This is a genomic window from Nonomuraea lactucae (assembly GCF_003313395.1).
In the GTDB taxonomy this organism is placed as follows: Bacteria; Actinomycetota; Actinomycetes; order Streptosporangiales; family Streptosporangiaceae; genus Nonomuraea; species Nonomuraea lactucae.
In genome coordinates this window covers 1-12,352 of sequence record NZ_QNFZ01000248.1, presented here as the reverse complement: position 1 = coordinate 12,352, position 12,352 = coordinate 1, and the positions used below count along the sequence as shown (strand labels likewise).

9 protein-coding genes are annotated in these 12,352 nt (G+C 72.1%); 3 read left to right on the top strand and 6 right to left on the bottom strand.

Features of this window, described 5'->3' with window-relative positions; translation table 11 throughout:
• Positions 1-1,005: sensor histidine kinase (locus tag DQW85_RS15615; protein WP_338043389.1), on the top strand; the 1,005-nt coding region annotated here is incomplete at its 5' end.
• Between the two features lie 16 nt (positions 1,006-1,021).
• On the opposite strand, the gene DQW85_RS15610 is transcribed toward DQW85_RS15615, so the two are convergent.
• Positions 1,022-2,845: an alkyl/aryl-sulfatase gene (locus DQW85_RS15610; protein WP_113701035.1), complete on the bottom strand. Its 1,824-nt coding sequence runs from the start codon at positions 2,843-2,845 to the stop codon at positions 1,022-1,024.
• Between the two features lie 397 nt (positions 2,846-3,242).
• Between DQW85_RS15610 and DQW85_RS15600 the strand changes: the two genes are divergently transcribed.
• Together DQW85_RS15600 and DQW85_RS15595 are read left to right on the top strand one after the other, a co-directional pair.
• On the top strand, positions 3,243-3,881 hold the full coding sequence (locus DQW85_RS15600; protein ID WP_113701031.1) for a maleylpyruvate isomerase N-terminal domain-containing protein: 639 nt from the start codon (positions 3,243-3,245) through the stop codon (positions 3,879-3,881).
• A 113-nt stretch (positions 3,882-3,994) separates the two neighbouring features.
• Entirely contained in the window at positions 3,995-4,819 is an 825-nt protein-coding gene (locus DQW85_RS15595; protein WP_113701030.1) for an NAD(P)H-binding protein, read from the top strand.
• Positions 4,820-4,896: 77 nt separating this feature from the next.
• Here DQW85_RS15595 and DQW85_RS15590 read toward each other — a convergent pair whose 3' ends face one another.
• From DQW85_RS15590 to DQW85_RS15570, 5 genes are all read right to left on the bottom strand, one after another.
• Positions 4,897-8,214, bottom strand: coding sequence for a GH92 family glycosyl hydrolase (locus DQW85_RS15590; protein ID WP_205315154.1), 3,318 nt, complete (start codon positions 8,212-8,214; stop codon positions 4,897-4,899).
• A gap of 209 nt (positions 8,215-8,423) precedes the next feature.
• Positions 8,424-9,431, bottom strand: a complete 1,008-nt coding sequence (locus DQW85_RS15585; RefSeq protein WP_113701029.1) for an ABC transporter ATP-binding protein — start codon at positions 9,429-9,431, stop codon at positions 8,424-8,426.
• The gene (locus DQW85_RS15580) at positions 9,428-10,435 is read right to left on the bottom strand and encodes an ABC transporter ATP-binding protein (RefSeq protein ID WP_113701028.1); all 1,008 of its coding nucleotides are present in this window, start codon (positions 10,433-10,435) and stop codon (positions 9,428-9,430) included. The genes DQW85_RS15585 and DQW85_RS15580 overlap by 4 nt, the downstream gene beginning before the upstream one ends.
• Positions 10,432-11,316, bottom strand: a complete 885-nt coding sequence (locus DQW85_RS15575; protein ID WP_113701027.1) for an ABC transporter permease — start codon at positions 11,314-11,316, stop codon at positions 10,432-10,434. Before DQW85_RS15575 ends, DQW85_RS15580 begins: the two co-directional genes overlap by 4 nt.
• Positions 11,313-12,335, bottom strand: coding sequence for an ABC transporter permease (locus tag DQW85_RS15570; protein ID WP_113701033.1), 1,023 nt, complete (start codon positions 12,333-12,335; stop codon positions 11,313-11,315). Before DQW85_RS15570 ends, DQW85_RS15575 begins: the two co-directional genes overlap by 4 nt.
• Positions 12,336-12,352 lie beyond the last annotated feature (17 nt).

The following is a 12,352-nucleotide window of genomic DNA, read 5'->3' as shown; positions in this document are numbered from 1 at the left end:
GGGGCGGCCAAGGTCGTGGGCGGTGCCGCCGGGACGACCGAGGCCACGGGCGGGCGCGCCGCCGGGCCGCCCCGCGTGACGGGGTGGCTGCCCGTGATGTGGTTCGGCCTCGTTACGGCGGGCTGGGCGGTGCTGTCGATGGCCTCGGCGTGGTTCGCCGGGCTGGCGGCGCCGCTGGCGTTCGTCTGGCTGCTCGCGCTGCCGCTGTGGGCGGGGATGTTCGGGATGACCCTGCTCACCTGCCTGTTCATCGTGGCGGTGACCCGGCACGCGGGTGAGCTCTCGGGCCTGCTGGTGTTCGGTCCGCTGGCCGGGGCGGTGGTCGTCACCCTGGCCGCGCTGAGGCTCCCGCCGTCCGGCGACGCCGGGGACGCACGGTCGCGGGATCGCGCTCCCGGCGCCACGGCGGGAAGCCGTCCAGGTTTCGCGCCGGGGAGCGGTCCGGGGGCCGCGCGACTCGAACGGACCGCGGAACCGTCCACGCCCACGGCATGGCCGGAACGGGCGGGATCGTCCGAGAGCGGGGGGTGGCCGGAGCGGGCGGGGTGGAAGCGGGTTGCCCGCCGACCGGCCCGGCGGGAGGGCGTGGCGCGGCAGCGGCCCGCCGAGGTCACCGCCCTGCGACGGTCGTCGCTGGTGGAGGCCGTGCGCAGGCTCAGCGACGAGACGGCGGCGCGCACCTCGATCCCGGTGCGGTTCGGCGTCGCGGGGACGCCCGTGGAGCTGCCGCCCACCCACGACGTGGCACTGCTCCGCGTCGCGCGCGGGGCACTGGGCAACATCGGCAGGCACTCCGGGGCGAGCCACGCCCGGGTGCGGCTCACCTACCTCGACGACCTGATCATGCTGGACGTGTTCGACGACGGCCGGGGCTTCGACCCGTACACGACCGTCGGGCACGAGCTGCGCGCCATGCGCCAACGGGTCGAGGCGCTCGGCGGCACGCTGTCCGTGGGCTCCGCGCCCGGCGGCGGCACGGCGGTGGTCGCGGGCCTGCCCAAGTGATCCCCCGCGTCGGCCGTCAGGGAGTGACGATGGGGAAGTCGGGCCTCGGGTCGTCGAGGACGGCCACCAGCCGCTGCAGCACCCCGATGCTCCCCTCGCGTTCGACCCCCTCCACCCCCTTGCCCGCGAGCAGCCCGATGAGCTGCGCCTTGGTGAGCCGGAGCGTCAGGTCCACGGGCTCGTCCGGCGGGTCGGGCTGGTGCACGAACGCCCCGTTGGACAGCGTCGTACGGTATCGCGTCCCCACGTCGGTGAGGTCCCAGTCGATGGACAGGCTCTCGTTCCACGCCTTGGGGCCGTGGACGCGGATGGCGATCGAGTCGAAGATCTGGTCCACGCTGAGCGCCGTCGCCAGGTCGGGGCAGGCGGTGGCCGTGACGGCGGGCACTATGCCGTCGGCCAGCTCCCTCGCGCCCGTCAGGTAGAAGTTGCGCCACGTGCCGTTCTCCGCGCCGTACCCGAGCCGGGTGTAGACCTCGGCGAGCAGGTCGCGGGCCTCCTTGTTGCCCTCGTCGGCGAAGACGGCGTGGTTGAGCAGCTGAGCGGCGAAACGCAGGTCGTCGGCGGCGATGTAGTCCGTGGCCAGGGCGACCACGGCCGCGCCGCCACCGAGGCACGACACGTAGCGGGCTGCGCTCTCACGCGGCGGGTGCTCCCACAGGTGCGCCGGGTTGCCGTCGAACCAGCCCAGGTAACGCTGGTAGATGGCCCTGACGTTGTGGCCGACGGAGCCGTGGTGGCCGCGGGTGTGCCAGGCTCCCTCCAGGCGCGGCGGCATCCGGATGGCCTCGGCGATCTCGGGGCCGGTGAGGCCCTTGTTCATCAGGCGCAACGTCTGGTCGTGCAGGTAGGCGTACAGGTCGCGCTGCTGCGACAGGAACCGCACGACCTCGTCCGTGCCCCACGTGGGCCAGTGGTGGGAGGCGAAGGCGACGTCGGCGCGGCCGGCGAAGAGCGTGATGGCCTCGGTCAGGTAGCGGGCCCAGCCGCGGGCGTCGCGCACCGCCGAGCCGCGAAGGGGCAGCAGGGTGTGCTGGTTGCGGGTGGCGTTCTCGGCCAGGCAGAGCGCGCGGCGGTCGGGGAAGAGGAAGTTCATCTCCGCCGGCGCCTCGGTGCCCGGGGTGAGCTGGAACACGATCCGCACCCCGTCCACGGCCTCCTCCTGGCCGGTACGGCTGACGCAGACCGTGGGCGGGATGAGCGAGACCGTGCCCGTCGAGGTGGCCATGCCGAGGCCGGCGCCGATCTGGCCGCGCGGCGAGCGTTCGAGCGCCTGGCCGTACATGTAGACGGCCCGGCGGGTGATCGCCGGGCCGGCGTAGACGTGCTCGGTGACCGCGTGCTCCATGAACCCGGCGGGCGCCAGGATCGGCACGCCGCCATCGGTGACGCCGCGCACGCCGCCGAAGTGGTCCACGTGGGAGTGCGTGTACACCACGCCGGTCACGGGCCTGTCGCCGCGGTTGTCCCGGTACAGGGCGAGCGCCGCCCCGGCGCACTCGACCGAGATGAGCGGGTCGATGACGATGACGCCTGTGTCGCCCTCGACGAGGGTCATGTTCGACAGGTCGAGCCCGCGCACCTGGTAGACGCCGTCGGTCACCTCGTACAGCCCCTGCCTGGCGCAGAGCTGTCCCAGCCGCCACAGGGCGGGATGCGCGGTGCGCGGGCACTCCTCCTGGAGGAACGCGTAGGAGTCGTTGTCCCAGACGACCCTGCCTTCGGCGGTCCTGACCACTGCCGGGCTGAGCTTGGCGATGAATCCGCGGTCGGCGTCCTCGAAGTCGTCGCGCTCTTGGAACGGGTCATCACCTGGTTCGCGGAATGGAAGGTTGGCCATGCTCGACTGCATGCCCGGCTTCCGGTACGGACACGGTCAAAAGGAAGCCTCTTTATCCGGCAATGCGGACAAACCAGCACCTGGAAGTCCGACACCCAGTCCCGGCTCATGGGCATGAGCACCCAGGAGTGGGCTGCCTACCTGCACGAGCTCGGCGTCCGGCCGCCGCCCGACGCCGCCGGGCTGGAGGACTGCTTCGCCGCCACGGTCTCCACCGAGGAGGTCGCGCGCGGCAAGCCCGCCCCCCGACGCGCTCTCGCTGGCCTGGCTGGTCGTGCCCGACCTCGGCTCGCTCACCCCGGAGGCCCTCCAGCCGTGACCCGCGCCCCGAATGTCCGGGGGGATAGTGTTGGCCCGAGTCACCACCTAGTCAGGCCAGTCAGGGGGAAAGTCGTTCATGGGGGAGATCAGGCGGGCCTATCTGGCGGCGGCTGAGTCGGCGGTCGCGCTGCTGCACCATCCGTCCGTGGCGGCGGCCTGGGACAAGCCGAGCGCGCTGACCGAGTTCAGCGTGGCGGGCCTGGCCGGGCACCTGGCCCACCAGGTCGTACGGGTGGACGGCGTGTTCGACGCCCAGGACGGCGCCGGCGAGGAGCCCGTGGAGCTGCTGGAGCACTATTCGAGGTCGCCGTGGGTGCAGGCGGGCCTCGATCACGAGAGCAACGTGACGATCAGGCGCAGCGGCGACCAGGCCGCCGCGGGTGGACCCGTCGCACTGGCCGCCAGGACCGCCGAACTGCTCGGCCGCCAGCGGGCCGCACTGCCCGCCCAGCCCGGCGACAAGGCCGTCCACCTGCCGTCAGGCTGGTCGCTGCGGCTGGACGACTTCCTGCTGACCCGTGTCATGGAGCTGGTCGTCCACTCCGACGACCTGGCCGCCAGCGTGGGCGTGGCGACGCCCGAGCTGCCGCCCTCGGTCGTGGATCCGGTGGTCGAGCTGCTGGCGCGGCTGGCCGTGCATCGCCACGGCGCGACGGCGGTCATCCGCACGTTGAGCCGGACCGAGCGGGCACCGGCCACGATCAGCGCCTTCTGAGCCGAGGCTTTCCGAGTCAGGGCGTCTCGCGCCCTCATAATGTGGAATGAAGCGTTCCGTTCTGATACCATAGGAATCGAACGTTCCGTTCCGACCCTTTGAGGGAGCCTGTCATGACGATCCTCGTCACCGGTGCCACCGGAACCGTCGGCCGCCACGTCGTGGACGAGCTCATCGCGGCCGGGCACCAGGTCCGCGCCCTGACGCGCGACCCCGGCAAGGCGGTCATGCCCGAGGGCGTCGAGGTCGTGGCCGGCGACCTCGCCGACCCCGACAGCCTCGGCGCGGCCTTCGACGGCGTCACCGCCGTCCACTTCATCAACTTCGCGGGCGACGACTACGCTCCCCTGCCGCACGGCGACAGGCTCGTGGAGCTGGCCGTCAAGGCCGGGGTGCGGCGGGTCACCGTGCTCGGCGGGCGGGCCGACGGGCCGCTTGAGCAGGCGCTGGCCGCCACCGAGCTCGAGTGGACGCTGCTCCACCCGGTCGAGTTCATGTCCAACACGCTCCAGTGGTGGGCCCAGTCGGTCAAGCACGCGGGCGTGGTCAAGGAGCCGTTCGGCGGCAGGCTGAGCGCCATGGTGCACGAGAAGGACATCGCCGCGGTGGCGGCCGTGGTGCTCACCGAGAGCGGTCACGGCGGGCGGTCCTACACGCTGACGGGCCCGCAGGCGATCACGACCTCGGAGAAGGTGCGCATCCTGGGTGAGGCGGTCGGCACGGACATCACGTTCGTCGAGCTGACCGAGCAGGAGGCGCGGGTCCAGTGGAAGAGCCACGGGATGGGTGAGGAGACCATCGAGTTCCTCATCGAGGCGCTCGGCAACACGCCCGAGGTCGGCTACACCGTGGTGCCCACGGTCGAGCGGGTCACCGGCCGGCCCGCCCGGTCCTTCGCCGAGTGGGCGACCGAGCACGCCGACGCCTTCCGTCCCTGATCGTCCTGATCGTCCTGATCGCAGGTGAGCGTGCCGGGATCCTCTCGCGAGGCGAGGGGACCCCGGCAGCTCGTGCGTCAGGACCCGAAGGACCACGCGAAGACGTGCGCCGTCGCCCGGCCGGTGGGGGTCGCCAGGGTCAGGCTCTTGACCTGCTTGGCCGTATCGAGCTGGATCGGCGCGGCTGCGAAGACGTACACGTTGATCTGCTGCTTGCCACCGCCCGCGCCCAGCCGGTACGGCGTCTTCAGCACGATCTCGTTGCCGAACCTCGGCGGATAGGCGTCCGCTCCCAGGGCCCAGTCGCTGAACCCGACAGTGGTCTCCTGAGTGGTGCCGTCGGTGTAGGTGATCGTCGCCTTCGGCTGTGTGTCGCCACTGGCCCCCGCACCGAGCAGGGCGAGCGTTCCGGCTCCCCTGGGCGCCCCGGCCAGGTCGATCGTCTGCCCTGTCGCCTGGACGTTGTCCCATTCGCCCGGCTTACGGGCGGGCCAGGCGAAGGTGTGGCCCTTCCACGTCAGCGAGGCGCCCGGCCTGGCACCGGCGGCGGCGAGGGCCTGAGCGGAGTAGCTCCAGCCGCTGCCGTCGAAGTTGGCCGTACCCGCCTCGGTGTCGTCACCGATGCCCGCGTTGTTGTGATACCACTCGATCGTGCCCTTCCTGGCCACGTTGAGCCTGATCCCCGCGCTCACCCCGGCCACCTCGAACGGCACCGACGTGAACGCGGTCGCGGCCCCGGCCGCGACCGAAACGGTCACCTGCACCTTCGCCAGCCCGTTGTCGGACACCTCGACGGAGCCGCCGGACGGGCTGACCGTCACCCTGGCGGGCGGCCTGGCCGACCACTGCAGGGTGCCGCCCTTGCCCGCCGCCTGCACCTGAACCGTCGCGCTGACCGAGGCGCCCGGCTCGACCGTCGCCCCACCCGGCTCGACGCTCACGAGGTAGGGCTTGGCCCCGGCCTGGAAGCTCGGCGGCGCGTCCTGCGGCGCGCTGCCGAACCGGGTGTCCGGCTGGGGTCCCATCGCGTAGTCCAGCCTGCCGGTGAACCCCTCCGGCAGCCATGCCCTGACCGAAGGGGCGCCGTTGACCTTCAGCGACTGCACGTAGCGGTTCTGCTCCGACACGCCGGGCGCCTCGATGGTGATGACCTTGCCGTTCGACCGGGTGACCGTGATCTTCTCGAACGCCGGGCCGTTGACTATCAGCTCCGCCCGCCCCGGCACCGCGGGGTACATGCCGAGCGAGGCCCACACGTACCACGCGCCCATCGCGCCGAGGTCGTCGTTCCCGGTCAGCCCGTCGGGTGTGGGCTTGAAGAGCTCCTTGCGGGCCCGCGCCACCAGGTCCTGGGTCTTGTACGGCCTGCCGCCCCACGCGTACAGCCACGGCGTCAGCAGCGAGGGCTCGTTGCCCAGGTAGGCGTAGGGCTTGTTCGGCCCCGCGTTGAGCTCGGTGAAGAACGTGTCGAGCCGGGCCAGGGCCTTGTCGTCGCCGCCCATGACGTCGAACAGGCCACGCGGGTTGTGCGGCACCATCCAGTGGTACTGCGCACCGTTGCCCTCGACGTACCAGTTCGGGCTGGCCGGGTCGAAGCCGGGCAGGAACGAGCCGTCGCCGAAGCGCGGCTGGATCCAGCCGTTGGCCGGGTTGTAGATGTTCTGCCAGGCCTGGGAGCGCTTCATGAACTCGTCGCGCGTCGCGGTGTCGCCCAGCCGTTCAGCGAGTTGCGCGATGCCGAAGTCGGCGATGCCGTACTCGAGCGTGGTGGACGGGTCGGCGGGCACGTAGCCGTTCTTCATGAAGGAGGCGTTGCCGGGCCGCTCGTCGTAGCCGGTGGCGGGGTCGGCGCCGACCCGTTTCGCCCCCTTGACCATGGCGGCGAGCGCGGCCCTGGCGTCGAAGTCGCGGGCGCCGAAGGCGTACAGGCTCGCGATGATGGAGTGGTAGGGGTCGCCGTTCATCACGCCGGTGATGGTGTTCTGGTGCGACCAGCGGTCCCAGACGTCGCCGATGGAGTGCGCGTCGTCGTACATGGACTGGGCGATGTCGCTCGCCACGTCCGGGCGCAGGAGCGCGATGAGCTGCATCTCGCCGCGGTAGACGTCCCAGCCGGAGAACGTGGCGTAGTGGTGGCGGCCGGGCTTGACCCGGTGCGTGCGGTAGTCGAAGCCGGTGTACGTTCCGTCGACGTCGTCGAAGACGTACGGCTGCAGGAGCGCGTGGTAGAGGTTGCTGTAGAACGTGCGCCTGCGCGCGTCGTCCCCGCCGCTCACCTGGATCCGGCCGAGCTGCCCGTTCCAGGTCGCGCGGGCGTTCGCGGCGACGCGGTCGAAGCTCCTGGCGCCGATCTCCTGCCGGAGGTTCCGCTTGGCCCCGTCGACGCTGACGTAGGACAGGCCGGTCCGCATCTGCACCGGCGTGGCGGGGTCGAACTGCAGGTAGACGCCGGAGCCGGGGCCTTTGACGATCACGTCCTGGGCCGCGGCACCGGCTCCCTTGCCCGTTTCCGGCCCGGGGCTCGGCACGGGAGTGGCCCGGCCCTTCTCGCCGGGCTTGCCGTTCTCGCCGGGCTTGCCGTTCTTGCCGGGCTTGCCGTTCTCGCGAGGTGGGGTGACGGTGGCGACCAGGCCGTGCGGCTTGGTGATGACCTCCGGCACCTTGGCCTCGGACCGGCCGGTCACCTGGGCGGTTCCCGGTGCCACCGAGTCGTTCTTCCAGGTGCCGGAGGCGCGGATCGGCCGGTCGAAGGTGGCGTGGAAGTAGACGTAGTAAGAGGTCTCGGTGCCGCAGAAACCGCCTGTCTTGGCCCACCCGCTGACGGTGTTGCCGCTGATCTTCGCTTCGGCGTCGTCCGCGCCGTTGATCGAGCCCGTGACGTTGATCAGGAGGGTCAGCGGCTTGCCCGCCGGGCCGGTGAACCGGCCGATCCCCGCGCGGGTGGTCGCGGTGGTCTCGGCCTTGACGCCGGAGTCGAGCGTGACGCCGTAATAACCGGGGGACGCGCTCTCGTTCGCGTGCTGGAAGGTCTGGACGTAGTCGTCGCCGTGGGTGGCCGGCGAGCGGCCGATCGTCCCGGAGATCGGGATGACGGGGAAGTCCTGCGCGCCGGTGCATCCGGGACCGGAGATGTGGGTGAGGGACAGGCCGCGGAGCCGGTTGTCCTCGTACTTGTAGCCGCCGCCCGACCTGCGGACGGTGTCCGGGCTCCACTGCATCATGCCGAAGGGCAGGGCGGCGCCGGGGAAGTTCATGCCCGCGCCGCCGCCGTGCCCGAAGTCGGGGCCGCCGTCCTGGGTGCCGAGGAACGGGTTGACGTACGAGGCGAGATCAGGGGCGGGGGCCGAGGTGGTGGCGACGGCCGGGACGGGAAGCAGGAGGGCGGCGGCGATCACCGCTAAACAGGGTATGCGTGACAAGACGTCTCCAGAGGGTGATGAGAGGCTCGCGCCGGCGGCCCCGCCCTGGCCGCGGATGGCGGGGCCGCCTTACGACAACGTTGTCACTGGGATCAATAAACGATCCTCTGACAGACCTGTCAAGAAGCACTCCGACCACTTCCGCTCACCGTCCGTGATCCCCGCACTCAGGAGACCCCGTTGGCTCAGGCCGTGGCCTCCGCGTAGTGGCAGGCCGCCTGCGCGTCCGGAACCGCCCGCAGCACCGCCGGCGACTCCGACCTGCACCTGCCGTCCACGCCCGCGTCGGCCGCCCGGCCGGAGGCGAGCACCTGGCAGCGGGCGTGGAAGCGGCAGCCGCCCGGGATCCGCGTGGGGTCCGGCGGCTCGCCGGTCAGCACCACCCGCTCGGGCGACTCCGGCAGCACCGACAGCAGCGCCTGCGTGTACGGGTGCCGCGGCTCGGTCAGCACCCGATCGACCGGCCCCGACTCGACGATCCTGCCCAGGTACATGACCGCCACCCGGTCGGCGATGTTCCAGGCCAGCCCGAGGTCGTGGGTGACGACCAGCGCGGACAGGCCCAGCTCGGCGCGGAGCCGGAGCAACAGCGCGAGGATCTCGCCCCGCACCGAGGCGTCGAGCGAGGCCACCGGCTCGTCGGCGATCAGCACCTTCGGGTCCAGCGCGAGCGCTCCCGCGATGACCACGCGCTGGCGCTGGCCGCCTGACAACTCGTGCGGGTAGCGCAGGAAGAACCGCTCAGGGGGCCGCAACCCGGCCCTGGCCAGCGCGGAGGCCACGACCTCCTGCTCTCCTGCCAGCCTGTGGATGCGCGGACCCTCCGCCACCGCCTCGTACACGGTCTGGCGGGGGTTGAGCGAGCCCATCGGGTCCTGCAGGACGAGCTGCACCTCCCGCCGGTAGGCCCTGAGCGCCCTGGATCGGTAGTGGAGCGCCGTCCCGCCGTACAGGATGGAACCGGAGGCGGGGCGCTCCAGGCCGAGCAGGGTGCGGGCGAGCGTCGTCTTGCCGCACCCGGACTCGCCGACCAGCGCCACGATCTCGCCCGCGCCGATCGCGAGATCGACCCCGTCGACCGCGCGGGCGCGGCGCCCCCGCGAGGCGAACTCCACGTGCAGCCCGCGCGCCTCCAGCAGGGCCCCACGCGCCGCGACGCCGTCCCCCGCGACGGACTCACGCACCTCGGTCATGGGGCCTCCCCCGCGGTCGTGGCGGGCTCGCCCGCCTCGGTGAGCTTCGGGCGGGCGTGCACGCAGGCGGCCTCGCGCCCTTCCCCGGCGGGCCAGAGCTCGACGTCCAGGGCCGAGCACCCGTCCAGCGCCACCGGGCAGCGCGGGTGGAACGAGCACCCGCCCGGCAGCCGCATGGGGTCGGGCGGGTCGCCGCCCAGCCCCCTGGGCGCGAGCCGGGAGGCGGGGTCGCCCACCGTGGGGAACGCCGCCGCGAGCGCCCTGCTGTACGGGTGCCTCGCGTCGTGGAACACCTCCCGCGACGGCCCGTGCTCGACCACGCGGCCGGCGTACATGACCGCCAGCCGGTCGCACACGTCGGCGAGCACGGACAGGTCGTGCGAGATCATGATGAGCGAGATGTCGTTCTCCGCGACGAGCTGCCTGATCAGCGTCAGCACCTGCGCCTGGACCATCACGTCGAGGGCGGTCGTCGGCTCGTCGGCGACGATCAGCCGCGGCGAGCAGGCCAGCGCCATCGCGATCATCACCCGCTGCCGCTGCCCGCCCGACAGTTCGTGCGGATAGCCGCGGGCCCGCCAGGCGGGCAGGCCCACCTGCTCCAGCAGTTCGGCGACGCGCCGGCGCGCCTGTTCGGGCCTGGCCCGGCCGTGGACGACGAGCGGCTCGGCGATCTGGTCGCCGATCCTGCGCACGGGGTTGAGCCCGTGCTGGGCCCCCTGGAACACGATGGACGCCTCCGCCCAGCGCACCGCCCGCAGCCGGCCCCACTTCATGGTGAGGACGTCCTCGCCGTCGAGCAGGACCCGGCCGCCGATGCGCGCGTCACGAGGGAGCAGCCGCAGCATTGCCATGGCCAGCGTCGACTTTCCGGATCCCGACTCCCCCGCGACCCCGAGCGCCGTCCCCGGTTCCAGGCCCAGCGACACCCCGCGTACGGCCGGCACCTCGCCCGAGGCGATGCGGTAGGTCACGGACAGGTCGTCCAGTAGCAGCAGGCTCATGCGCCCGCCCTCCTGAGCTGGGGGTTGAGCACGGCCTCCAGGGCCCGGCCGCAGAGCGTGAACGCCATGACGACGGCCAGGATGCACAGGCCGGGGATGATGATGTACCACCAGGCGCCGTGCGTAGCCGCGCCGTAGTCGTACGAGCCGCGCAGCATGGTCCCCCACGAGGTCTTGTTCGCGCTCACGCCGAGGAACGCAAGCGTGGACTCGGTGACGATCGCGCCGGCCACCTCCAGCGTGGTGCTGGCCAGCAGCAGCGGCGCCACGTTCGGCAGCACGTGCCGCGTCGTGATGTGCCAGTGGCCGCCGCCGAGCGCCCTGGACCGCTCGATGTACGGCCTGGCCTCGACCGACAGCGTCTGAGCCCTGATCAGGCGGGCGGTCGCCGGCCAGGTGGTGACGCCGATGGCCATGATGATGGTGAACGTGCTTCCGCCCAGGATGGCCGCCAGCACCATGGCCGTGACCAGCGAGGGCAGCACCAGGAACCAGTCGGTGATCCGCATGAGCACCGCCCCGGCCCACCCGCGCAGGTGCCCGGCGGCGATGCCGACGACCATGCCGATCACGATGCTGACCAGCGCCGCGAGGAAGCCGATGAGCAGCGACGTGCGCGAGCCCCACCAGACCATCAGCAGGATGGACCGGCCCGACTCGTCGGTGCCGAACGGCTCGGCCAGGCTGGGCGCGGCCCACCGCTCGCCGGTGCCGGACACCACGCTGGTCACGCCCTCGTCGATGAACACCGGCGCGATCAGCGCGAGCACGACGGCCACGACCAGCGTCACCAGCCCGGCCAGGCCGGCCCGCTCGCGGCGGAAGCTCCCCCAGAAGCGGCCGAGCGCCAGCCGCCTGCGGGTCCAGGCCACGCCGGTCACGCCGACCTCACCCTCGGGTCGAGGACGTGGTAGACCACGTCGGCCAGCGTGTTCATGACGATCACCGACACGGTGATGAGCATGAACGTGCCCTGCATGAGCGTGAAGTCGGGCACCTTGATCGCCTCGTAGAAGAGCTGCCCGAGCCCGGGCCAGGTGTAGATGTACTCGACGGTGACGGCCCCGCCGACGATGAAGCCGATCCGCATGAAGACCAGCGTCACCGTGGGCAGCAGCGCGTTCGGCACCGCGTGGCGCCGCCTCACCTCGTCGTCGCGCAGGCCCTTGGCGCGCGCCACGTTCACGTAGTCCTGGCTGACCTCGTCCAGCAGCGAGGAGCGCATGACCAGCAGGTACTGGGCGTAGATCACCGCTACCAGGGTGAGGCACGGCAGCACCATGTGCTGCGCCACGTCCAGGACGTACGCGAACCCGTCGGGCGCGTCCACGCTCTCGATGCCCCGGAAGGGGAGGAGGGCGGGGATCGGCCCGATGCCGACGCCGAACACCATCATCAGCAGCAGGCCGAGCCAGAACGTCGGCACCGACCAGAGCACCAGCGAGACCCCGGTGGAGACGCGGTCGAACCGGGAGCCGTGCCGCCAGCCCGCCCGCGCGCCCTGCCAGATGCCGAGGCTGACCGCGATGACCAGGCCCGTACCGGCGAGCAGCAGCGTCGCGCCGAACCGCTCGCCGATGAGGTCGAGCACGGGCCGCTTGTACTCGTACGAGATGCCCAGGTCGAACCGGAGCGTCCGGCCGACGAAGTCGAGGAACTGGTCGAGCAGCGGCTTGTCCAGGCCGAGCCGGCGCCGTTCGAGGTCGAGCTGGGCCGGGGTCATGTTGCGGCCCTGCGCCAGGTTGCGCACCGGGTCGCCGGGCAGCAGCCGGAACACGAAGAACGTGCCGACGATCACCATCGCGATGCTGAGCAGCGCCCCGCCCGCCTTGGACAGCGCGTAGCGGAGCGTGCCGCGCCGGCCGAGGCCCCCGGGGCGCCCAGCGCCGGGGCCCGCCAACTGGGCGACGGCGGGCT

Bases quoted from the DNA above. Each gene is read 5' to 3' on its own strand.
- DQW85_RS15595 (WP_113701030.1), top strand. From the start codon at position 3,995: ATGACGATCCTCGTCACCGGTGCCACCGGAACCGTCGGCCGCCACGTC.
- DQW85_RS15585 (WP_113701029.1), bottom strand. From the start codon at position 9,431: ATGACCGAGGTGCGTGAGTCCGTCGCGGGGGACGGCGTCGCGGCGCGT.
- DQW85_RS15610 (WP_113701035.1), bottom strand. From the start codon at position 2,845: ATGGCCAACCTTCCATTCCGCGAACCAGGTGATGACCCGTTCCAAGAG.
- DQW85_RS15580 (WP_113701028.1), bottom strand. From the start codon at position 10,435: ATGAGCCTGCTGCTACTGGACGACCTGTCCGTGACCTACCGCATCGCC.
- DQW85_RS15600 (WP_113701031.1), top strand. From the start codon at position 3,243: ATGGGGGAGATCAGGCGGGCCTATCTGGCGGCGGCTGAGTCGGCGGTC.